The sequence below is a fragment of the Phycisphaeraceae bacterium genome, assembly GCA_019636795.1.
Lineage (GTDB): Bacteria > Planctomycetota > Phycisphaerae > Phycisphaerales > UBA1924 > JAHBWW01.
In genome coordinates this window covers 148,803-171,406 of record JAHBWW010000002.1, presented here as the reverse complement: position 1 = coordinate 171,406, position 22,604 = coordinate 148,803, and the positions used below count along the sequence as shown (strand labels likewise).

Annotated in this window: 18 protein-coding genes and 3 tRNA genes; 19 read left to right on the top strand and 2 right to left on the bottom strand. The window is 61.9% G+C overall.

The window, feature by feature from the left end; genetic code table 11:
* The first annotated feature begins 98 nt into the window (after positions 1–98).
* The 19 genes from KF757_03905 to KF757_03815 all read left to right on the top strand — a co-directional run bounded on the left by KF757_03905 (position 99) and on the right by KF757_03815 (position 19,393).
* Positions 99–1,301 (top strand): hypothetical protein, encoded by a 1,203-nt coding sequence (locus KF757_03905; GenBank protein ID MBX3322114.1) that lies wholly within the window; start codon positions 99–101, stop codon positions 1,299–1,301.
* Complete coding sequence (locus KF757_03900) at positions 1,298–1,525, top strand: hypothetical protein (GenBank protein MBX3322113.1); 228 nt, start codon at positions 1,298–1,300, stop codon at positions 1,523–1,525. The genes KF757_03905 and KF757_03900 overlap by 4 nt, the downstream gene beginning before the upstream one ends.
* 820 nt (positions 1,526–2,345) lie before the next feature.
* Complete coding sequence (locus KF757_03895; protein MBX3322112.1) at positions 2,346–2,996, top strand: hypothetical protein; 651 nt, start codon at positions 2,346–2,348, stop codon at positions 2,994–2,996.
* Positions 2,997–3,497: 501 nt separating this feature from the next.
* Positions 3,498–5,516: a protein kinase gene (locus KF757_03890; protein MBX3322111.1), complete on the top strand. Its 2,019-nt coding sequence runs from the start codon at positions 3,498–3,500 to the stop codon at positions 5,514–5,516.
* Between the two features lie 955 nt (positions 5,517–6,471).
* Positions 6,472–6,681, top strand: coding sequence for a hypothetical protein (locus tag KF757_03885; GenBank protein ID MBX3322110.1), 210 nt, complete (start codon positions 6,472–6,474; stop codon positions 6,679–6,681).
* A gap of 176 nt (positions 6,682–6,857) precedes the next feature.
* Positions 6,858–6,931 (top strand) — tRNA-Val (locus KF757_03880).
* Between the two features lie 103 nt (positions 6,932–7,034).
* Positions 7,035–8,357 carry a hypothetical protein gene (locus tag KF757_03875; GenBank protein ID MBX3322109.1) on the top strand — a complete coding sequence of 441 codons (1,323 nt, stop codon included), beginning with the start codon at positions 7,035–7,037 and terminating at the stop codon, positions 8,355–8,357.
* Between the two features lie 30 nt (positions 8,358–8,387).
* Positions 8,388–8,460 (top strand) — tRNA-Lys (locus KF757_03870).
* A gap of 76 nt (positions 8,461–8,536) precedes the next feature.
* Positions 8,537–11,731 carry a DEAD/DEAH box helicase gene (locus KF757_03865; protein ID MBX3322108.1) on the top strand — a complete coding sequence of 1,065 codons (3,195 nt, stop codon included), beginning with the start codon at positions 8,537–8,539 and terminating at the stop codon, positions 11,729–11,731.
* An 88-nt stretch (positions 11,732–11,819) separates the two neighbouring features.
* Positions 11,820–12,815 (top strand): hypothetical protein, encoded by a 996-nt coding sequence (locus tag KF757_03860; protein MBX3322107.1) that lies wholly within the window; start codon positions 11,820–11,822, stop codon positions 12,813–12,815.
* A 358-nt stretch (positions 12,816–13,173) separates the two neighbouring features.
* Positions 13,174–13,244 (top strand) — tRNA-Gln (locus KF757_03855).
* Positions 13,245–13,296: 52 nt separating this feature from the next.
* Positions 13,297–14,085, top strand: coding sequence for an NTP transferase domain-containing protein (locus KF757_03850; protein ID MBX3322106.1), 789 nt, complete (start codon positions 13,297–13,299; stop codon positions 14,083–14,085).
* Complete coding sequence (locus KF757_03845) at positions 14,082–15,065, top strand: ribose-phosphate pyrophosphokinase (protein MBX3322105.1); 984 nt, start codon at positions 14,082–14,084, stop codon at positions 15,063–15,065. The genes KF757_03850 and KF757_03845 overlap by 4 nt, the downstream gene beginning before the upstream one ends.
* Before the next feature lie 53 nt (positions 15,066–15,118).
* Positions 15,119–15,781 (top strand): 50S ribosomal protein L25, encoded by a 663-nt coding sequence (locus KF757_03840; protein ID MBX3322104.1) that lies wholly within the window; start codon positions 15,119–15,121, stop codon positions 15,779–15,781.
* A 37-nt stretch (positions 15,782–15,818) separates the two neighbouring features.
* Positions 15,819–16,424 (top strand): aminoacyl-tRNA hydrolase, encoded by a 606-nt coding sequence (pth, locus tag KF757_03835; GenBank protein ID MBX3322103.1) that lies wholly within the window; start codon positions 15,819–15,821, stop codon positions 16,422–16,424.
* Positions 16,425–16,490: 66 nt separating this feature from the next.
* Positions 16,491–16,985, top strand: a complete 495-nt coding sequence (rpsF, locus tag KF757_03830; GenBank protein ID MBX3322102.1) for a 30S ribosomal protein S6 — start codon at positions 16,491–16,493, stop codon at positions 16,983–16,985.
* Between the two features lie 64 nt (positions 16,986–17,049).
* Positions 17,050–17,502, top strand: a complete 453-nt coding sequence (gene ssb, locus KF757_03825; protein ID MBX3322101.1) for a single-stranded DNA-binding protein — start codon at positions 17,050–17,052, stop codon at positions 17,500–17,502.
* Between the two features lie 165 nt (positions 17,503–17,667).
* On the top strand, positions 17,668–18,231 hold the full coding sequence (gene rplI, locus KF757_03820; protein ID MBX3322100.1) for a 50S ribosomal protein L9: 564 nt from the start codon (positions 17,668–17,670) through the stop codon (positions 18,229–18,231).
* A gap of 82 nt (positions 18,232–18,313) precedes the next feature.
* Positions 18,314–19,393 carry a hypothetical protein gene (locus KF757_03815; GenBank protein ID MBX3322099.1) on the top strand — a complete coding sequence of 360 codons (1,080 nt, stop codon included), beginning with the start codon at positions 18,314–18,316 and terminating at the stop codon, positions 19,391–19,393.
* 7 nt (positions 19,394–19,400) lie between these two features.
* Here the strand turns inward: KF757_03815 and KF757_03810 are convergent, their stop codons facing one another.
* Together KF757_03810 and KF757_03805 are read right to left on the bottom strand one after the other, a co-directional pair.
* Positions 19,401–20,645 carry an aminotransferase class V-fold PLP-dependent enzyme gene (locus KF757_03810; protein MBX3322098.1) on the bottom strand — a complete coding sequence of 415 codons (1,245 nt, stop codon included), beginning with the start codon at positions 20,643–20,645 and terminating at the stop codon, positions 19,401–19,403.
* Between the two features lie 3 nt (positions 20,646–20,648).
* Positions 20,649–22,430 (bottom strand): glutamine--tRNA ligase/YqeY domain fusion protein, encoded by a 1,782-nt coding sequence (locus KF757_03805; protein ID MBX3322097.1) that lies wholly within the window; start codon positions 22,428–22,430, stop codon positions 20,649–20,651.
* Positions 22,431–22,604 lie beyond the last annotated feature (174 nt).

The window sequence follows — 22,604 nt, the reverse complement described above, 5'->3', positions numbered from 1 at the left end:
CGGCGTATCGAGCCTGTCTTGTCTTTGTTCTGCTCCTTCATGGAATAGTCTCGCAGTGTTTTGCACAACCGTCGCATGATAAAAGTCTTCTTGACAATATGGTGGCTGTGTTGGATCACGCCGGCAAGCTGGTCGAGCGGGTGCGGTACGGCCCGTACGGCGAGCCGACGCACCACCGGCCCGGCGATGTCAACGCCGACGGCGTGGTCGACACGAACGATGTGAGCCTGATCGGCGCGCTCAGCGGCAAGGTGATCGGTGATCCTGGCTACGAGGCCGATGTCGATCTCAATCGCGACGGCTCGATCAATTTCTACGATGTCGGGTCGTGGTCGGCCGACTACGGCAAGCAGCCAGTCGTCGGCATCAGCGACCCGGCGGGCCCGGCCAACCCGATTGGCTACGCGGGTTACCTCTACATCGCCGACTTCGGCGCGCTGGGCCACTGGTATGCGCGGCATCGCATCTTCGACCCGGTCATGGGCCGATGGATCACGCGAGACCCCGCAGGCTATGTGGATGGGATGAGCCTGTACCTCTACGCGATGGGCAACCCGTGGATGTTTGTCGATCCGCTTGGGCTGTATGGCATTGGGCAGTGGTGGAGTGATGTTTGCGAAGGGGCGAGCATCGCAGCCCAGTATGTGGGGAACGTAGCGGTGGGAGTGATCGACAATGTGGTCAAGGCCAAGGAAGACGCCTCACAACTCGCGGCCGAGGTGTTGCTCAGCGGTGCTTACAACCTTGGCCTTCACTCCGATGCAGAGTTTCGAGACCAATCTCGCTTTGTCGCTCCGCTTGCCGATGAGATCAATGAAGTCGGTGTCGGTGAGGTTTCGAAGAGCGTGGCGACGGCAGTGGTCGAGGGCGTTCGTGACACGGCGGTAGGATTGGTGACGGGAGATCCGCAAGCCGCTGCGAATGTGCTCACTTTCGCTGGGGGAGGAGCCTTCGCATTGGCCGGTCGAGGAAGCCGGGTTGTTAATGCGACAATGGATGTTGTACGTTCCGCGAACCCCACCGAAGGCCTTGCCATACGCGGGTTCCGAGGTAGCCAAGGGGCCAATCCCTACCATGCACTCGATCGGGCGATTGAACGGGGAGTGTCGCCTCAGGCCATTCTCGATACCGTCAGAAATCCTACAGTCGTCGTGCCGCAAGGTGGCGGGCGCACGCTCTTACTGACGCGTGAAGCGGCTGTCGTCTTGGATAGTCAGGGGCAAGCCGTGACAATATGGGGTGCCGCTAATCACACACCGAAGACTTTGGAATTGCTCAAGAGTGCTGGAGGCGCGAAGTGAACCAACAGGTAAGCAACTCTTGGTACTGCCCGTTCTACAAGAGGGATATTGCCGAGGGAAAGTGCCTCGACATCAACTATGAGCGTCTGGGCTTCATGGATGCCGGATGCATTCGTGAAGTCGCAAGATTGACGGGGAAGACGAAGGAGGAAATCGACGAGACGTGTAAGGCATGCCCGAACTTCCCGTTTGGGGAAGGACTGCCGCAAGGGCATCCTCGATGATTGATGCCGGATAACTCGACCGCATAGTCTCCCGTTCCAGGCCGGGTGGCATCTATGAGCAGGCCGCTGTCAATCCCCGGTGGTTGATTTTCTTCACTGATCCATGCCTTTTCTTCCCTTTTGCGAAGCGAGGTGTTCATGAGAGGATGGGCGATGGTGCATCTATTACTCTGAGCGAGGTGTTCGATTCGAAGAGCAATGGTTTGACTCCGAAGATGAAGCCTGTAGACGTATGCTGTCCCAGTTGCGTGCATTGCCTGAGAATCAGACCCGACTACCTCGGGCTGATGAGTGAGAACGCATTCGACAGGTCGAGTGGTGCTGAAATCTACCACACTTTGCCTCATTTTATTCGTTCTTTGTTCGCATTCTTGTGTTAGGATTACGATCTTATTTGGTGAGGGTTGGCTTTCGAGCCTGGCGCTCTGTTTTCCACAGGCGGGGCGCACCCGTGTTGCACCCGTGCGGCACCCTTGTGGCGAAGCCGGTATGGTGAGGCGGGGTGGCACCGACCGCAACCGTTGATGCATGCCATCCGTGCCACCGACCACGGCTTTGAGTGGTCGGTGTGCCTTGGGTGCTTTCAAGCCGAACCACCATTCTACGTGCCACCGCTCACCGGTTCCTCCAGCGAGCCGTGGCACGGCCACCAGCCACATGCACGTGATCGGTGCCACCAGCCCTGGGTCGCCTCCAAGCGCACCCGCTAAGCCCCGCCGACAATTCCACACCCTCTCCTGAGAGATTCGGCCCCGCGCCGCAGAATCTCTGCGAACAGGCCCAATGTGGGCCGCACCCAGACCTTTGCAGGAGTCCATCTGTGAACACGCGCACCTCGTCTCTTCGTTTGATCGTCCTTGCCGCAGCGGCCGCCGCCTCGACCGCCTCGGCCACCACCGTCCAGTGGGCCGACTGGACCAGCGCCACCACCGGCTTTTCCGGCTCGGCTTCGGGCACCATCGGCGCCGTCGGCGTCACCTACTCCGGCGAACTCTGGGGCGCACAGACCGCCGGCGGCACCAACTACTGGACCCCGCCCGCCACCTACATCAGCGGCACGGTCTGGAACGCCCCGCCCCCCTCCGACATCCTCCAGTTCGTCGGCGGCACCCCCAACCTCTACACCATCACCTTCTCCACCGCCGTCACCAACCCCATCATGGCCATCTGCAGCCTCGGCACCCCGGGCGCCCTGTCCCTCCTCACCTTCAACCAGAACTTCAATCTCCTCAGCCAGGGCCCCGGTTTCTTCGGCTCCGGCTTCCTCAACCCCGCCGCCTCCAACGTCCTCCACGGCTCCGAGGGCTACGGCGTCATCCAGTTCGTCGGCACCATGACCTCCATCAGCTGGACCGACCCGCACCCCGAGCAGTGGCACGGCATTCAGATCGCTCTGGTCCCGGCACCCGGCGCAGCCGCCATTCTCGGCATGGGCGCTCTGGTCGCCACCCGCCGCCGCAGGGTTGCCTGAGTTGAGCGGTGTGACAGGCCGACATGTCGGAGTGCTTCTGACGCCGGACCTTTGGGCGCACGCCTGATCTCGAACATCCCTGTGCCCCGCTGCCCAAAGGTCCGGGTCGAACGAACGCCGGCTGCCACCGACCGCAACCGTTGATGCATGCTGCCCGTGCTGTCGACCACGGCTTTGAGTGGTCGGTGTGTCTTGGTTTTTTCCAACCGAACCTCCATTCTGCGTGCCTGAGGTCCGGCTTGACGCGAATCAGCCGATTCAGTATGCTGGCTCCGTGACCGACCGCGTTCTCGTGCCACAGTCGCCCCGCGCTTCCGGGCTCCACCACGCACCGAAGTCACAGAGCCGACTTCGGTGGCACGGCCGAAGAGGATTTCGGTGCCACCCCGCCGCTGCCTGGGTTGCAGAGCCGATCTTTGTGGCACACCAAGACGAATTCGGTTGTACTCCCAGGTGACATTAATAGGCCTAGGATTCTAAAGTACCAGAAGAGACCACCATATGTCTCAGGACTCGAACGAGTTTGATTTCGAAGCAACCGCCCCTGAGCTGTCTTCGATGGAACCGTCTGCCGATGCCCAGCGGCCAGAAGAAATAGCACGCGAAATCTCTGAAATTGGTCAGCCGCTCGCTCAATCTAATCAATTCGATGAAGGGACAACAGCACCAACATCTGAATTTTTAAAGCAGGCCAGCTTCGGCGACTTGCCACGCGCTGGCCCGCCTTGCATAGATGGCCTAGAGACGCTGCACGAATTGGGCCGCGGCGCGACAGGAACCGTCTGGTTGGCACGGGACATATTGCTCAAACGCTTGGTTGCAGTTAAAGTGCTGCACCCGAAATATACCACGGAGTCAGCCCAATTACTTGCAGGGGCAGCACAGGCGGCTCTGGTCGCCCATCCGAATCTGACCCAAGTTCTCCATGCGGGAAGGGGCGATTTGGGTACATATCTTGTCCAAGAATACGCTCGAGGCGAAGCTCTTACTTCTGTCTTGCAGAGGCGAGGCGCCTTATCTCCTTCTGAAGCGGTCAGAATCGTTGAGGCTGTTGCGCACGCTGCAGGAGCTTTGCACGATGCGGGTATGGTGCATCGAGATATCAAGCCAGGAAATGTGGTCCTCGAAGCAGACGGTTCTGTCAAACTGACGGATTTTGGTCTCCTTGTGAATCAGTCACTCACTTCGGCTGTTCTCGATGGCCGCAACATTAGCGGAACCCCCGCCTATATGGCACCAGAGATGTTTGACGGCGCTGCTTCCGCGCGTACTGACGTCTATGCCATGGGGATCATGTTATATGAACTCCTCACCGGAGAGAAGCCATTCTTAGGATCGATTTCATCGCTCGCAGACATGCATCGCTCACAACCGATTCCGATAGATCGTCTTAAGGATCTGCCCGCCGAACTTGTGGAAGTCGTTGCCCGGGCGACGGACAAGCGCGTCATTTTTCGGTACAAGTCGGGCCAGCACTTGGCGAAAGCTCTGTCTGATTTGCAATTGATCAGCGGAGCAGTCGAACGTGTTCGAGCGGGACTCGACTCGGCTGAATCGGCCATCGCAAACCTGAATAACAAATCCCAAGCTACAACTTCATGGTTGATCGACGCCAAGAAGACGAAGCTCATGGACAATGCTCTTATCCCGTGTTCACCCCTGACCCTCGCTGATTCTCCAAACGGACCATCAAATTGTGCCGACGACATTCCCTGCGTGGGGTGCGGATTTTCAGTCAAGGGTCTTCCAATGGCGTCAGATTGCCCAGAATGCGGCAAAGAAGTACGCGCAACTGTGGAATATCCCTCTACCTTTCATCTCTTGTACTTCGGCGAACCATTTCTTGGAGCCCTAGAGCGCGGGTTGCAGAGCCTGAGGACTGCATTCGGCTGCTGGCTGGCGATAACGGTCGTAGCCTTTGCAGTTTTAATTGGCATCATTGGGCTATCATTGGTGATTTTCATCTTCGGGATGGTGGCCATCGCTCTTCCGTGTATTGCTATACGAGCTTCGATCCAAATTAGTCGACTTGAGCGTCTCACAAATTATCTGCAGTCAGCCGCATCTGTGCGAAGTGCCAGGACAATCGGCAGATTTCAACTTGGGTTTGCGATCATTTCTGCAGCAAGTTTGCTTTTAATGATAGTCGATTTGTACGCAATTGCGACGGTTGCAATGATTTCATACGCGGCACTCACACTGTTAATTGCTGTCGAGTTGATTGTTATCACCCCCCTTTTGAGCGAAATCTCGAACCGAACGGGCACGCCTCGACTTCGCGAACTGACATTGCTTGCGGCAAGTATTATGTGGATGCTTCTTGGCTTGTACATACTTGGATGGTCTATTTTGATTGGTCTCGGAAGAATCGAGAATTTTTTAATATCTGTACTCATGTTCGCGATTAGTATTGGGCCTTGCATCATTGGAATCTGGTTGACCACACATACAATAAACGCGGTGAAATCGGCTCGTAATTCGCTCCTGCACTGGTCTTCGGGACAAGATGTCAAACAATAATCGAGTTGCACATGAGCAACGGCGGGTGGCACCGACCGCAACCGTAGATGCATGCCACCCGTGCCACCGACCACGGCTTTGAGTGGTCGGTGTGCCTTGGTTCCTTCCCTACCGAACCACTATTCTGCGTGCCGCCGCTTGCCGGTTCCTCCGGCGAGCGGTGGCGGGTGCGTGTTCGTCATCAACTCATCTCCATCCTTTCCATCGGTCCCATCATACAACCCGGTCGTCGCACCTTCGGGGCGAAAAGGCGGACGGGCAGTGATGTCTTGCGGCCCCAGCGGGGCCGAGGGTTGTAGCTACGGGTGGAGCGGCGACTGCGAAGCAGTCGACGCGCAACCCGTGGAGAGCCGTTCATCTTTTTCCTCGCCCCGGAGGGGCGAAGGACGCGCCGAGTCAATGGAATGACGTGCGCGGTCTGCGCGATGTTCATTTCCTCTGCCCTCCGGGGCAGGGGAGGGAGTCGGGCGTGTCGTGTCTACGGGTTGCGCTGCGCCCGGCTGGCGCCGGGCTGCGCTTCACCCGTGGCTACAGCCCGTCGCCCCCTCCGGGGCGAAGTGGTGTGGGGATGTGATGCGTCTTCGCGGTCTCGGTTTTGCCCCTGATCGTGGCCATGCAGAGCAATCGCTTCGGCACCCGGCCGCATCCGGCACCGATCGCCGGAGGAACCGGCGAGCGGTGGCACGGCCTCTCGCAGACGCGCGAATAGATCCCGCACCAAAACCGATCATGGCATTTCTTCTCGGGCCTTTGGATGTTTGCGTTCTGTTCTTTTTGACCCGGGCCGGAGAGTGCCGGCAAGCAGGGGGGGTCCGCTGGGTCCCCTTTTGGAGTGTGGTCCGTGAAAAACTGCGTTGGTGCGCCGTGAGGCGCGATTCATGGGCCTGGTCGCGTCGAGTTCGGGCTTGAACCTGGCTGTCAACGTCCGGATGTGACGAATTTGACACGATCTTACATGCGTGCAACAGAGTCTTACATCGATGAAACCTTCTGTTTGATCGATCAAACCGCGCCTTTCATCGTTGCAACCGGATCTTTCATGCATCAAAAGTCCTGTTGTATCGATCAAACAGCCTCTTTGATCGATCAAACCTCCTCTCGCATCGATCAAACCTTCTCTTTGATCGATCAACCCTTCTCTCACATCGATGCAATTGAATGTTGAATCGATGCAAGCAGCCCCCGAACGCATCAAACATCGCCTCAGACGACCCGAACAGAGCCTCGCAGCGAGCAACGACTCGGGCACCCGGCCTCCGAGCGCCCGCTGGCCGAGGGCACCCCCGCCCAGCCCCAGCCCAGCCCCCGCCCCGCCCCCTCTCGCATACACTACTCCCCATCGGGCGGGTAGCTCAGTTGGCTAGAGCGCTCGCTTTACACGCGAGAGGTCCCGGGTTCGAGTCCCGGCCTGCCTATTGAAGAGGCCGCACAGTCGCGGCCTCCCCGGTCCCCAGCCCCCGGTTACTCCCCGGCCACCCCCAGCCCCCCCCGGCCCCCGGCCCCCCCCGGTCACTCCCCGTGAACCTCCTCGACCTCGTCTACGCCGCCGTCGCTCTCGTCACCGCACCCGCGTGGAGCCGCAAGACCCGCAGCGGCTGGCGACAACGCTTCGGCCACGTCGCGGACATGCTCAACACCCCGCCCGCCGGCCCGCCCGACATGCCCCCCCGGCCCCCCCGGCCCCCCCGGCCCCGCATCCTCCTCCACACCGTCAGCGTCGGCGAGACCAGTGCCATCCGCACGCTCGTCGGTCTGCTTTCGCCCCACGCCCAGGTCATCGTCTCGGCCTCGACCGACACCGGCCTCGCCCGCGCCCAGGCCCTCTACAGCCACGACTGCGAGGTGGTCCGCTACCCGCTCGACGCCTCGTGGGCCGTGCGCCGCTTCCTCGATGCCGTCCGGCCCGATGTCGTCGCGCTGGTCGAACTCGAAGTCTGGCCCAACTTCATCGCCGCCTGCCGCCGCCGCCGCATCCCCGTCTGCGTCATCAACGGCCGCCTCAGCGCACGCTCGTTCCGCGGCTACCGTCGCATCCGCCCGCTGCTCCGCTCGACCTTCGCCGCCCTCGACGCCGCCCTGGTGCAGGACGAGGACTACCGCGCCCGCTTCATCGCCATGGGCGCGGCCGAAGAGACCTGCGTGGTGACCGGCTCGATGAAATGGGACGCGGTCGATCTCTCGCGCGCCGCTGCCGGCCCCGGCGACAAGGCCCGCACCATCGCCCGCGAGATGGGCCTCGACCCAGCCCGCCCGCTCATCGTCGCGGGCAGCACCGCCGAAGGCGAAGAAGCCCTGCTCCACGCCGCCTGCCCGCCCGGCGTCCAACTGCTCTGCGCCCCGCGCAAGCCCGAGCGCTTCGACGAGGCAGCCGCCGCCCTGCCCGCTTGCACCCGCCGTTCGACCGGGCATCCCGCCCCGCCCCCCGCAGCCCCCGCAGCATCTGGCAGCACCCGCTTCCTCCTCGACACCATCGGCGAACTCTCGGCCGCCTACGAACTGGCCGACGTGGTCGTCATCGGGCGCACGTTCGCGCCGCTGCATGGCTCGGACCCGACCGAGCCCATCGCCCTGGGTAAGCCTGCCATCGCCGGGCCTTCGATGGACAACTTCGCCTCGATCGCGGCCACGCTCGAAGCCGCGGGCGCGCTGGTGCGTGCGACCGAGACCAGCCTGGCGGGCGAACTGGAGGCGCTGCTGTGCGGCCCCGAGGCATCCGCCCGCCGTGCCGACCTCGCCGACCGAGGCCTCGCCTGCGTCGCCCGGCACCAGGGCGCAAGCCGGCGAAACTGCGATCGGCTGCTCGAAATCGCCCGTCAGGCCGTTTCGGCGGCGGGTGGGTGACTACGATCGGGTTCGCACACACCGGTTCGCGAGGGCGTAGCTCAATCGGTAGAGCAGCGGACTTTTAATCCGGAGGTTCAGGGTTCGAGTCCCTGCGCCCTCATTGCTTTTAAGAACACTGGACCGAGTCAGGGCCGAGTCAGGACCGAGTCAGGATGGTCTCGGGGGAGAGTCGTAGTTTGCACGACACAAATGCGACGGTCGGGTGCACGGTACTGCACGCCGGGTTCAGCGCCGGGCGACTGATGATCTGGGGCGAAGATCCCTCGGTCTGGTTCGCCCGCTCCACCACTGACCCCGGCACGCTCCACCCCTTTGCCGTCTCCGCATCACACCTTGCCGATCTCTTCACGACGCTGGGCGTCCACATCTCACACATCGAACCCGTGACCATGCGCCTCCCGTCGATGGCCGAAGGCGGGGGGACCATCCCCATGCCCAGCAGCAAGATGATGCGCATCGCCGGCATCGTCGATCTCAACGCCGATCAGGCAGGTCTGGGCACATTCACCGTGGCGCCCATCTCGCTCGAGGCCGGCGCGATCACAACTGGCCTCGACGCCATCGAAGACGCCGAGAACGACCCGCGCTTCACCACCTCGGCCAGCGTCCACTTCTTCATCACCGCCCTGCGCGTCGCACGCCACCTTCTCGCCCAGCAGCGCTTCGTCCCCATGCTCTGGCAACTGCCCACCGGCGAACTGCACAGCAGCTGGCACCCATGGCTCAACGACGCCCAGACCGCCCAGCGCATCGCCGCCCTCGTCGACGCCATGCCCCCAAGCGCCCGCGCCATCGTCGATTCGTGGGAGCACGACGGCCCACGCATCATCGAAGGATTCCTCGGCGCCGTCATCGACGCCGAGGCCCGCTCCTCGCTGGCTGCCAACGAAATGTTCGACACCGTCTCGTCGCGCGATCCGCTGGCCGACGGACAGATCGCATGGCTGCACGGGCTCCTCGGACCGGCCGCCCGCGTGCCCGCTGTGGTCACCGCACGCACCGACATCGTCCGCCGTGTTCGTCACTGGATCGGCGCGCTCGAAGAACGAGGCGAAAGCGCCGAGTGGCGACTGCTCCTGCGCGTGCGCGAGCCCATCGCCTCGGCCGGAGAAAACGCCGACACCCTCGAGTGGGTCGTCAGTTTCCATCTGCAGGACGCCGACACCGGCCAGCTCGTCGTCGATGGCGATGAAGTCTGGATGCTTTCGGGCGAGAGCCTCACCCTCGAAGGCAAGAGCCTCGAATCGCCGCAGGATCTGCTGCTGGCCGAACTGGCCCGCGCCGCGCGCCTCTATCCCGCCCTCGAAGCGGTCCTCGATCAATCTGAACCAACGCATCTGCGCCTGAGCACCAAGAAGGCCTACGAGTTTCTCCGCCAGTTCCGCCCCATCCTCATCGAGCAGGGCGTAGGCGTGCAGGTGCCCGACTGGTGGGATTCGCCGACCGGCCGCCTCGGCGCCAGGCTCCGCATCGACAGCGAATCGCTCGACTCCATGATCGACACCGGCGACGGGTCCGCTGCCATCGCAGGCCCGCAGCTCGGCCTGAGCACCCTCGTCTCCTACCACTGGGAAATCGCCATCGGCGACACCACCCTGAGCCTGCACGAGTTCGAGCAGTACGCCAGCCGCGATCTGCCCCTCGTCCAGATCGGAGGCCGATGGGTCGAGATTCGACCCGAAGACGTACAGGCCGCCGTTCGCTTCATCAAGGAAAACCCCGGCGGGCAGATGCAGCTCTCCGACGCCATGCGCCTGGCCTACGGCTCAGATACACGCAAGACCGGCATCCCCGTCGTCGGGCTCGAAGCCACCGGATGGGTCGCCGAAGTCCTCGGTGCCGGAGGCGATGGTGCCCGTGCCGCCGAGCGCATCCCCGACATCGAACCTCCAGCCGACTTCCAGGGCACGCTCCGCCCCTATCAGCAGCGCGGGCTCAGCTGGCTCGTCTTTCTCGAACGCTTCGGGCTTGGCGCATGCCTGGCCGACGACATGGGTCTGGGCAAGACCATTCAACTCCTCGCACTCCTGCTCCACGAGCGCCAACTCGCCGGCCCCGGCGACCGCGTCCACCCCACGCTCCTCATCGCCCCCATGTCCGTCGTCGGCAACTGGATCCACGAAGTCCGCCGCTTTGCGCCCAACCTCAAGGTGCTCGTCCACCACGGCCTCGAACGTCTCACCGGCGACACCCTCGTCGCACGCGCCCAGGAAAGCGACATCGTCCTCACCACCTACGCCCTGGCTCACCGCGATCGCGAGACGCTCCACCGCATCACCTGGGGACGCGTCGTGCTCGACGAAGCACAGTACATCAAGAATCCATCAGCCAAGCAGTCGCAGGCCGTGCGCTCGTTCGTCGCCGACCGTCGCGTCGCCCTCACCGGCACGCCCGTCGAAAACCGCCTCAGCGAACTCTGGTCCATCATGGACTTCCTCAATCCCGGCTACCTCGGAGGCAGCGCGGGCTTCCGCAAACGCTTCAGCGTCCCGATCGAACGCTATCGCGATCAGGTCCGCTCGCGGCAGCTGCGCGGGCTCGTCCAACCGTTTATCCTCCGCCGTGTCAAGAGCGACCCGGCTGTCGTCGCCGACCTGCCCGAAAAACTCGAGAGCCGCGAGTACGCGCACCTCACCAGCGAGCAGGCGACGCTCTACGAATCGTGCGTCAAGCGCATGCTCGCCGATGTCGAGCAGAGCGAGGGCATCAGCCGCCGAGGCGTTGTGCTCGCCGCGCTGATCCGCCTCAAGCAGATCTGCAACCACCCGTCACAACTGCTCAAGGATCACGACTTCAACTCGGGCCACACGCCCGATCCCTCGCGCTCGGGCAAGTGTGTGCGTCTGCTCGAAATGCTCGACGAAGTACTCGCCGAAGGCGATCAGGCTCTCATCTTCACCCAGTTCCGCCAGATGGGGCACCTCCTGGCCGCGATGCTCGAACGCGAACTCGACCGCGAGATTCTCTTCCTTCATGGCGGAACGCCCCAGGCCCAGCGACAGAAACTCGTCGATACCTTCCAGCAGGCCGACGGCAAGCGCCCCATCCTCATTCTCAGTCTCAAGGCCGGTGGCGTGGGCCTCAACCTCACCGCCGCCACGCACGTCTTCCACTTCGACCGCTGGTGGAACCCCGCCGTCGAAAATCAGGCCACCGACCGCGCCTACCGCATCGGTCAGACACGCACCGTGCAGGTTCACAAGTTCGTCGTCCGCGGCACGCTCGAGGAACGCATCGACGAAATGATCGAATCCAAAACCGAACTGGCAGAAAAAATCATCGGCGCCGGCGAGCGGTGGCTCACGGAACTGGATACCGACCAGTTGCGCGACATCCTCACCCTTCGCGCCGATGCGATCGGAGACGACTAGCCGTGCGTGCGGATGAAATGCGATCACCATCGGCAGTATCCCGCCCAACGGGCACTCAGCCGTCAACCACCTCGTGCCGGAGCAGCGCGTGAGCACCCCCGTGCCCAACGACAACCCCGGCACCCCACGCGCACCCGGCGAGCCGATCAAGCGCATCCCCATCAACCCACGCCGAGTGCGCGGCGGCGTCCGCACACGCAAACGCCCTCCCGACGCACCTCGCCACTGGGCCGCCGAACGCATCATCCGCATCATGGAAGCCGGCGCCCTCGGCGAAGCCCTGCGCGAAGGCATCGACTACGCCCGCAACGGCCAAACCCGCCGCATCACCATCGACAACGGATTTGTCGAAGGGTCCATTCAGGGGCGATCCTCCAAGCCTTACCTCACACGCCTCAGCCTCACTCACTTCACGCCCGAAGAGCGCGACCGACTTGTCCACGCCATGGTCGATCAGTCCGGGTTTGCCGCCAAACTGCTCGCCGGCGAGTTGCCCCCCAACATCGAAGACATCTTCGCCCCGCTGGGTCTGAAACTCTTTCCGACCGAGCCTGACGAACTCGCCACAATCTGCTCATGCCGCGAGCCCAAACCATGGTGCAAACACGCGGTCTGCCTCGCAGCCCTGCTCGCCGAACGACTGGGCGACAATCCCCTCCTCATGTTCGAACTGCGCGGCATCGCCAGCGACGCGTTCATCGCACTGCTCCGCGACCGACGCGCCATCACCAGCCAGGGTCCCGGGCCGGCAATCGTCTATCAGCCGCAGATTCCCGGCGTGAGCGATCGATCCACCCAGCGACTTGAAGCAAACCTTGATCACTTCTGGGACTCGGGGCCTGAACTCGACCTTATCGATGCCCCCCTGAGCAACCCCGAAGTCAGCCATGTCCTCCTCCGACGCCTTGGCCAAAGTCCCTTCACCGAAAGCCGATTCCCACTCGTCGGCCTCCTCGCAACCTGCTACGAAATGATCAGCCAGCAGACCGTCGGCAACGGAATCGAGGAAGACCAGACTCCAAACGACGATCCCAATGCCTCCGGCGAGGACGCCGATCTCGAAACTCTTGATCCAGATCGGTGACTCCCGCCTTGGGGGGCACTACACTTCGCCCGTTGGATCGGAACCGGAAGCGACGGACGCGGGCACACCGCCGAGGCGCTTTCAGGAGTCTTCCCTTGCAGCATTGCTGCGCGGCGACGGAAGGTTCGAGTTCCAAGCCCGGGCATTATCCGGGCGACTGGTGCCGCGGCCGAGCCTCGACTCGGACCGCGTCAGGGCGGTTCAGAGTCAGCACCTCGCTCGTGCGAAGTGCCTTGTTGAGGAGGTCGTGCGGCAGTTTCAAGGCGAGCAGGCAGCCAGACGCGCTCCCCGGATCAATCCGAGCCTCGCAATGAGTCTCGAAATGAATCTCGGGTTCGCGTGTCGGGGTCAGGTCATGTACCCCGTGGTGTAATGGCAGCACAGGTGATTTTGGTTCATCTAGTCCAGGTTCGAGTCCTGGCGGGGTAATTCCCGGTTGCTTCCTCGCACAACCCCAGTCGCCGACGCGCGTAGGAATTCCGTGCATCACCCATCAGCGATCATTCTGGCAGCAGGCAAAGGCACACGGATGAACTCCGACCTGCCCAAGGTCTGTCATCCCATCGGAGGCCGCCCGATGGTCTGCGCCGTGATCGATGCATGCCTCGATGCAGGATGCCAGCGCATCGTCCTTGTCGTCGGCTATCGCCATCAGGATGTCCGCGATGCTGTTGCCTCCTATGGCCAGCGTATCGAGTTTGCCCTGCAGACCCAGCAACTCGGCACCGGTCACGCTGTACAGTCCGCCGCCGAACTCTTCACCATCGAGCGACGCACCCCGGGGCACGAAGTCCTTGTCCTCTGTGGCGACGGGCCCCTCATCCGCGCTTCGACTCTCCAGCAAGTCCTCGCTCGCCATCGCCTCAAGCACGCCGCCGCCACTCTCGCCACCAGCGTCATCGACGATCCCGACGGCTACGGCCGCATCGTCCGCAACCCCGACGGCTCGTTCGACGCCATCGTCGAACAGAAAAACTGCACTCCAGAGCAACGCCTCATCCGCGAAGTCAACCCGAGCTACTACTGCTTCGACTGCGCTCGACTCTTCGAAACACTCACACGCGTCGAGCGAGACACCATCTCGGGCGAGTATTACCTGACTCCGGTGCCCACTCTTCTCAAACGCGCAGGCCACATCGTCGAAGTGATCGATGCAGTGCCGCCCGAGGATGTGCTGAGCATCAACACGCCGGAACAGTTGGCACTGGTCGATCGCGTGTATCGCGCACGCGCGACCGATCAGATGCACGAAAGGGGTGGGGTCCGATGAAAACGGGCGAAAGCAACGGGCTTCGGATCTTTTCCGGTCGGCACTCGCGCGAACTGTCCCTGCGCGTCTGCGAACATCTCGGCCAACCCCTCGGCGACGCCAAAACCATCATCTTCCCCGACGGCGAAATGCTCGTCAAACTCGAAGAAGACGTCCGAGGACGCGACTGCTACGTCATCATCTCAACCTGCGAGCCGGTCAACGACAATCTCGTCGAGTTGCTCATCTTCACCGACTGCCTCAAGCGAGCCTCAGCCCGCCAGGTCACACTCGTCATTCCATACTTCGGCTACGGCCGCCAGGACCGCAAGGACGAAGGCCGCGTCCCTATCACCGCCAAACTCGTCGCCAACATGATCGCCGCCGCTCGCGCCGACCGCGTGCTCACGATCGACCTCCATGCCGCCCAGATTCAGGGCTTCTTCGATCTCCCTGTCGATCACCTCTCCGCAACTCCTGTCTTCCTCGACTACTTCACCGCAATGCGAGAAGAACTCGGCGATCTCTGCCTCGTCAGCCCCGATGTCGGCAATGTCAAAGTCGCCGAAGGACTCGCAAACCTGCTCTCGGGCGATCTGGCAATCATCAACAAACGCCGCCTCAGCGGAAGCACAGTCGCCGTCGGCAACCTCATCGGCAACGTCTCGGGCAAAACCGTCCTGATGTTCGATGACATGATCTCGACCGCAGGCACCGTCTGCGAAGCAGCCAAACTCGTCATGGAGCACGGCGCACACGACGTCATCGCCGCCTGTACTCACCCCGTCCTGGTCGGCATGGCCATGGAACGCCTCGCCGACTCACCCATCAGCCGGCTCGTCGTCACCGACACCATCCCCGCAGGCACACGCTGCGATCCAATCCGAGACAAGCTCGTGCAGCTCTCCGTAGGACAGCTGCTCGGCGAAGCCATTCAGAGAATTCATGAAAACCGTTCGGTCAGTGCGCTCTTCGGGCGCACGGCGGGCATGAAACGTTAGACAACGAAAGACGAAGCAACGAACTTCGTCCAATCACGAGAGGATGTTCAATCATGAAAGACCAGACACCAACATTGCAAGCCACCAAGCGCGACCGCGTCGGTTCACGCTACAGCCGCCGCATCCGCGAGAACGGCGGACTCCCCGCCATCGTCTACGGACACGGCCAGGAACCCATGCCCATCACCGTCGATGCAAAAATCGCCCTGCGACACTTCTACAGCGGCGACAAAGTCTTCCAACTCGCACTCGAAGGTGATACCTCCGGCGGCGATCACTACATCCTCCTCAAGGAACTCCAGTTCGACCACCTCGGCACCGGCATCGTCCATTGCGACTTCGCCCGCGTCGATCTCACCGAACGCGTCAAAGTCCGTGTCCCCCTTCACCTCATCGGCGACGCAAAGGGGCTCAAGTCCGTCGGCGCGATTCTCATGCACCCGCTCGAAACCATCGAACTCGAGTGTCTGCTGACCAACCTGCCCGACTTCATCGAAGTCGATGTCTCCAACCTCGACGTCGGACAGATTCTTCACGCCAGCGACCTGCAACTCCCCTTGCCCACAATGGTCCTCCTCACCGATCCGCATGCCATCGTCGCGCAGATCGTCGTGCAGGTCGAACAGGCCGAAACCTCCGGTGAAGCCGCCGAACTCGGTGCCAAGACCTCCGAACCCGAAGTCGTAGGCCGCAAGCCCAAGCCCGAGGACGAGTAATCAACCCCAGCATGTCAGAACCCATCGAGATCAAAGCGTGAAACTCATCGTCGGACTAGGCAATCCCGGGGCACAGTACGAAAAGACGCGGCACAACGCCGGGTTCATGGTCGTCGATCGCCTCGCCCAGAAGCACAACCCCGGGGGAATGCCGCGCGCCAGGTTTCACGCCGTCACGCTCGATGCCTCAATCCAAGGCCAACCCTGCCTCCTCATGAAGCCGACGACCTACATGAACCGCAGCGGGCAGAGCGTCGGCGAAGCCGTGCGCTTCTTCAAACTCTCCCCAGCAGACGATCTCCTGGTCATCGTCGATGATGTCGCCCTGCCCGTGGGGGCTCTTCGCATCCGGGCCTCAGGTTCTGCCGGGGGGCACAACGGCCTGGCAGACCTCGATCGCACTCTCGCCGGCGAAAACTACCCCCGTATTCGCGTCGGTGTCGGAGCAGTCCCTCAGTTCATGGTCATGGCCGACTGGGTTCTCAGTCGGTTCATGAAAGAAGAGTTCCAAGCGCTCGAAAGCGCACTCAGTCAGTCCGTCGAAGCGGTCGAATGCGCCGTCCAGCATGGCGTTCAAACCGCAATGAATCGTTACAACCGCAAGGTCACGTCAGGAAGTGACAAGTCCCAAGAGTCTCAATAAACAAAGGGCGGCCATCAGATCCACATACCGGATCAGGCCGAAAATCAACACGAAACGGAGTCTCGAATGCCCACAATGACAGCAACAGTCTATGAAGTCATGTTTCTCATCGGTCAAGGAACAGCCGCGAATCTCGCCGGCGTCATCGATCACATCAACCACCTCTTCGAGCGCGCCGGAGCCGATGTCCTCGCCATGCGCAAGTGGGACGAACGCCGCCTCGCCTTCGAAATCGACAAGCAAAAACGCGGCGTCTACATCCTCGCCTACGTCCGCATTCCCGCCGACCACGTCACCTCCTTCGAACGCGACTGCAACCTCTCGGAGCAGATCATGCGCGTGCTCGTCCTTCGCGCCGACCATCTGGGCGAAGACGAGATCAAGGTTCATGACCTGCGCGATGAACTCGCCGTCGAGGCACGCATGCGCTCCGAAGCCGCAGCCACCGAAGGTGACAACGCTCATGCCGGCGTCTCCCTCGGCGCACCCGCACGCGACGATGTCGACCTCGACCCCGACCTCAACGACGGAATCGACGACGAAGACGGCGAAGACCTCTGACCCACGCAGCGCCGCAAGAGGCCTAGACTCATCCGGACGCATACCGAACGAAAGGGACACTGCCATGGCTGCCAGTCTGAACAAAGTCATCCTGATCGGGAACTTGACCAGAGATATTGAACTCAAGCACACTGCCAGCAACATGGCAGTTGCAAACTTCGGATTGGCTATGAATCGCCGATTCCGAGCCGGCGATGGGCAGATGCGCGACGAAGTTACCTTTGTTGATTGCGAGGCATGGGGAAAGACCGCTGAGAGCATGTCCAAATACTTGCACAAAGGTCGCCCGGTCTTTGTTGAAGGCCGCCTCAAACTCGATACATGGGAAGACAAGAACGACGGCTCAAAGAAGTCCAGAATTCGTGTCGTCGTCGAAAACTTCCAGTTCGTCGATTCCAAGGGCAGCGATGGTGGCAACGAAGGCAGCAGCGGCGGAGGCTCATACGCCTCTACCCGCTCGTCCTCCGGCAATCAGGACCACTCAGATCATGGCTCGGATGACGACATTCCCTTCTGACGCCCAGTAGCACAAGGGATTCAGCACAAACGCGCTGCGATGAACTTCGCAGGCTAGACTCTTCACCCCGCACGAACTGGTGATGCGTTGGGGCGGATGCCGGCGGGGGCAGACCGCTCCTCAACTCGACCCCACCTAGGGTCAAGGACAGCGAAAGGAAACACAATGGCTCGCAACGTCAAACTGCTTCTGGTCGAAAACGTCGACAACCTCGGCATCGTCGGCGATGTCGTCAACGCCCGTCTCGGCTACGCCCGCAACTACCTCCTCCCCCGCAAACTCGCAACCGAGCCGAGCGAAGAACTTCTTGCCTCACTCCAGGAAAAACGCAAGCAGGCCGAAAAACAGGTCGCTGAACTCCGCGCTCACCGCAAGGATCTCATCAAGCGCCTCGAAGGCCTCGAAATCACCCTCGCCCGCGCATGCAACGATCAGGGCCACCTCTATGGCTCCGTCTCGCAGCACGATCTGGCCGACGCGCTCGGCTCGCTCGGCTTCCCCGTCAAGCCCCGCGAAGTCCGCCTCGCCCAGACCATCAAGCGGGTCGACAACTACGAAGTCCACATCCGCTTCGATTCCGACCTCGAAGCCTCGATCACCGTCCACGTCGTCGCCGACCGTCAACTCGAGGGCGATCGCGAAGAGGAAATGGAATTCGACAACGAGGGCAACCTCATCGAGAAGAAGCAACGCCGGGGCGCAAAATCTGCCGACAAGTCCCAGGGCTGATCCCGACCCCGCAGGCGCATCTCGGCTTCAACTCAAGCACGCAGGCACCCTCAGGCCGACGAACATGCTGCAGGAGGCCACAATGGCAGAATCCGATCGCCGGTATAAAGGCATGATGGAAAGGGTGTCTCCTGCAATCACCACGCTGGTCTGCGCCATCATCGCCGCCGCAGCAATCGCGCAGGACACGACCGACCCGCAGCCTCCAGTTACCGATAGTTCGATCGCAACACGCATCGAACTCGGACTCCCCCGAATCTCCGGCGATGCCCCAGCTGTATTCCCCGCCGCAGCCTCACGCACCTCGCCCGTCAGACCCGGATTGGCTGGCGCAAACGACTGGATGAGTACTCTGGCAATCTCTGGCGTCGAACTGCCCAGGCCAAGTCTCCTCCCCGAAGGCACCATGCTGCGCGAGCGCGAAGGTCGAGTCTGGCCAGGACCCGGCGGCCTCTGGATCTTCGTCCCATCAGTCACACAACGCTTCCCCGGCGAAGGGCCCATGCTCATCGCGCCGAATGCCGAACTCGATCGCCTCGTCGCCATGTTCGAAGGCGTCGAGAACTCGATGCCCGCTGTCGTCAGTGGCCTCGTGCTCTTCTACCACTCCACCAACTACCTCCTCATGACCAACTACACCCGCGTCTCGCGAACCTCAGCCGCGACCGATCCACCCGACCCAATGGCCCAGTCGCCAGATTCCACAGCCCCGCAGGCCGACCCGCTGCGCGACCCCGAAGTTGATGCACTCATCGCCGAACTCCAAGGCGAATCACGCGCCGAAAACCGTCGCGCCGACGCCATGCGCCAGCGACTTCTCAGCGCACAGCGAACCCCCAGCAGCGAAGCCTCGGGCACCGCAGCATCAACTTCGCCTCTCCTCCCCGAAGGTTCATATATCGCCCAGCGCCGCGCACGTCTCGACCGACACGGATCAGGACAGTGGCTCCTGCGCTTCGATGGCGATACTCAGGCACTCGGCGACGGATCCCTTGTCGTCATCCCCTCACGCATTCTCATGCTCATGGAAGCACGCGTCGCAGGCCGCCCCGGGGCCTCTCTGATCGTCAGTGGCCGCGTCTACACCTACAAAAACCGCGGCTACTTCCTCCCCACAATGTTCCAGATCGAACCGCCCAGCGACGTCAAGCCACTCCAATAGCGCCGCTTCAGATTCCCATCTCGCGCTCGCGCCTCAGTTCCTCAACCAGTGCATCCGCAAGATACGCATACTGCTCCAGGCTGTTGTACAACTGGCAACTGATCCGGAACGCCCGCTTCGCCCGCGCTCCGTCCACGCCCGCCAGCGACATCACCGGCACCTGCACCCGGTGCACACCCACCAGCCGATCCTGCAACGCATCGTGATATCGAGTCGGCCGCGCTAGCAAAGCCCGCTGCCGCACCTCATCGTGCTCCGGCAATTCGATCGTCGCCATCGAACCGATCATCCCATCCGCAACCGGCGGCTCCACCCCAAGCCGCCCGCACAACAAGTCCCGTGCTTCAAGCGCAAGCGCCCGGTTCCGCGCCCGCACATCCTCCCACGTCCCATCAATCAGACTCGGCACATGCTCAATCGCATCCGCGATGCAGATCGCCGGTGAGTAATCCTGTGTTCCAACATAATCAAACTCCAGATTGTAAAACGACCGATCCGTCCGAGGCTTGCGCGTAAACACCGACAACACCAGCGGCCGAAACGTCGCCTGCAACTCCTTCCGCACCGCCAGAAACGCCGAACCCCGTGGCGAACACAGCCACTTGTGACAGTTCGCCGTGTAATACGCCGCCCCGAGTCCATCGATATCAACCTCGCAATACCCCGGCGCATGCGCACCATCCACGAGCGTCTCGATCCCGCGCTCGCGCAACTGCTTCACAATCTTCGCCACCGGCATCACGATCGCCGTCGGGCTCGTCACATGACTCAACAGACACAATCGCGTCCGCTCGCTCGCTGCCGAAACCACCGCCTCGACAATCTCTTCTTCATCCAGCGCCGGAAACGGTATCTGTGCATACACCAGCCGCGCCCCCGCCCGCTCCGCCGCCCGCTCAAAGTTCGCCACACACGCCGAGTACTCCTGCGCATTGACAATCAACTCATCGCCCGCCTCCAGCCGAAGGTTCGCCAGAATCGTCGTCACCGCGTGCGTCGCGTTCGGCAGAAACACAATGTTTTCAGCCGCAGTCTTCACCACACGCCCAAGCGCCTCGCGCGATCGATCCATCATCGCCCAGTAGTCATTGACCAGAAACTCGATCGGCTCGCGCTCCGACCGCTCCAGCACCGCCGCCCGCGCAGCCATCACCGCGCGCGGGCACGCCCCGAACGACCCGTTGTTCAGAAACACCACATCAGGACCAAGCATCCAGTGCCGCGCCAGCGGCGAGCCCATCGGCAGCGACATGCATCAATCCTTCTGTTGTTCCTTTGCCCACGAATCCTTCAGCGTCACCGTCCGATTGAAGACCAGCGCCCCCGCCCGCGAGTCGCTGTCCAGACAGAAATACCCGACACGCTCGAACTGAAACCGACGAATCCCATCGGTCCATCCCGGCTCATCGGGCAGCACTTCCGCAATCCCACGCTCCACCTTGCACCCATTCAGCACCACCAACGACCCAGGATTCAGATCCGCAAGATGATTCCCGCTCGCTTTGCCCGGCCTCTCCACACGATACAACCGATCAAACAGCCGAACCTCCGCATCAACGCAATCTTCCGCACACACCCAGTGCAGCGTCCCCTTCACCTTGCGCACATTCCCATCCGCATCCGGCGGCGGGCTGTCACCCCCACGCGTCGCCGGGTCATACGTACACAGCAACTCCACAACCTCGCCCGCATCATCCTTCACAAACTCGTGACACATGATCCAGTACCCGCAGCGCAGACGCACCTCACGCCCAGGCCCAAGCCGAAAAAACTTCTTTGGCGGATCCTCCATGAAGTCCTCGCGCTCAATGTACAAAGTCCGCCCGAACCGCACCGTCCGCGTCCCCGCACCCGCATCTTCCGGGTTGTTGATCGCCTCCAACTCCTCAAAGTGTCCCTCGGGCCAGTTCGTGATCGTCACCTTCAAAGGCCGCAGCACCGCCATCCGCCGCGGCGCAACCTTGTTCAAGTGCTCCCGCACCGCATTTTCCATGAGCCCGATGTCATGCACCGCATTGAACCGCGTCACACCAACGCCCATCACAAACGCCCGAATCGACTCCGGCGTATACCCGCGCCGCCGCAGCCCGCTGATCGTCGGCATACGCGGATCATCCCACCCGCGCACAAACCCCTCCTCAACCAACTGCCGCAGCAATCGCTTGCTCGTCACGATGTACGCCGGGTTCAGCCTCGCAAACTCGATCTGCTGCGGATGATGGATCTTCGCGCCGTGCTCCCCGCCATCCCCGCGACCTTCGTTGATCGCATCAATGAACCAGTCATAGAGCGGCCGATGATTCTCAAACTCCAGCGTACAGATCGAATGTGTAATCCCTTCGATCGAATCCTCAAGCCCGTGCGCCCAGTCATACATCGGATACACATGCCATCGGTCGCCCGTCCGATGATGCGGCGTATTGACAATCCGATACATCACCGGATCACGCAAATTCATATTCGGGCTCGCCATGTCGATCTTCGCGCGCAGCACCATCGAACCATCCTTGTGCAACCCGCGCGTCATCTCATCAAACCGCAACCGGCTTTCATCAATCGGCCTGTCCCGAAACGGGCTGTTCGTCCCCGGCTTGGTCAGGTCGCCGCGCTGAGCGCGCATCGTGTCCACAGGCTGCTCGTCCACATACGCCTTCCCTTTGCGAATCAGTTCTACCGCCCACGCATGCATCTGATCGAAATAGTCCGACGCAAACACCACACCCGCCCGCAAATCATCCTCCGCCATCCCCGGCCACCGCGCCCCAAGCCACCGCACATCCGCGATGATCGACCGCACAAACTCGTCTTCTTCCGCAGCCGGGTTCGTGTCGTCAAACCGCAGGTTGAACCTCCCGCCATACTGCTCCGCCAGCCCATAATTCAGGCAGATGCTCTTGGCGTGCCCGACATGCAGATACCCGTTCGGCTCCGGCGGAAAGCGCGTCCGAACCACGCTCGAATCCCCCGCCGGGCCCCATTTCCCGCTCGCAATGTCCTCGTCAATGATCTCGGTCAGAAAGTGTCGTGGTGCGTCCATGAAGTGCTCGCAGATGAAAAGGCAACTGTAAGCAGCCTCCCCGCCCCATCGGGCGCATAATCTCACGCATCCAGACGCCGGATCTTTGGGCGCACCCCACCTCACGTATTCCCAGACGCATCCCCGCCCAAAGGTCCGGGTCAATCAACCCCAACCTTCCGATCACCGAACCCG

Coding starts and splice junctions, on each gene's coding strand:
- KF757_03905 (MBX3322114.1), top strand. CDS start 99: ATGGTGGCTGTGTTGGATCACGCCGGCAAGCTGGTCGAGCGGGTGCGG.
- KF757_03890 (MBX3322111.1), top strand. CDS start 3,498: ATGTCTCAGGACTCGAACGAGTTTGATTTCGAAGCAACCGCCCCTGAG.
- KF757_03885 (MBX3322110.1), top strand. CDS start 6,472: ATGCGTGCAACAGAGTCTTACATCGATGAAACCTTCTGTTTGATCGAT.
- KF757_03845 (MBX3322105.1), top strand. CDS start 14,082: ATGAAAACGGGCGAAAGCAACGGGCTTCGGATCTTTTCCGGTCGGCAC.
- KF757_03840 (MBX3322104.1), top strand. CDS start 15,119: ATGAAAGACCAGACACCAACATTGCAAGCCACCAAGCGCGACCGCGTC.
- rpsF (MBX3322102.1), top strand. CDS start 16,491: ATGCCCACAATGACAGCAACAGTCTATGAAGTCATGTTTCTCATCGGT.
- ssb (MBX3322101.1), top strand. CDS start 17,050: ATGGCTGCCAGTCTGAACAAAGTCATCCTGATCGGGAACTTGACCAGA.
- rplI (MBX3322100.1), top strand. CDS start 17,668: ATGGCTCGCAACGTCAAACTGCTTCTGGTCGAAAACGTCGACAACCTC.
- KF757_03815 (MBX3322099.1), top strand. CDS start 18,314: ATGGCAGAATCCGATCGCCGGTATAAAGGCATGATGGAAAGGGTGTCT.
- KF757_03810 (MBX3322098.1), bottom strand. CDS start 20,645: ATGTCGCTGCCGATGGGCTCGCCGCTGGCGCGGCACTGGATGCTTGGT.
- KF757_03805 (MBX3322097.1), bottom strand. CDS start 22,430: ATGGACGCACCACGACACTTTCTGACCGAGATCATTGACGAGGACATT.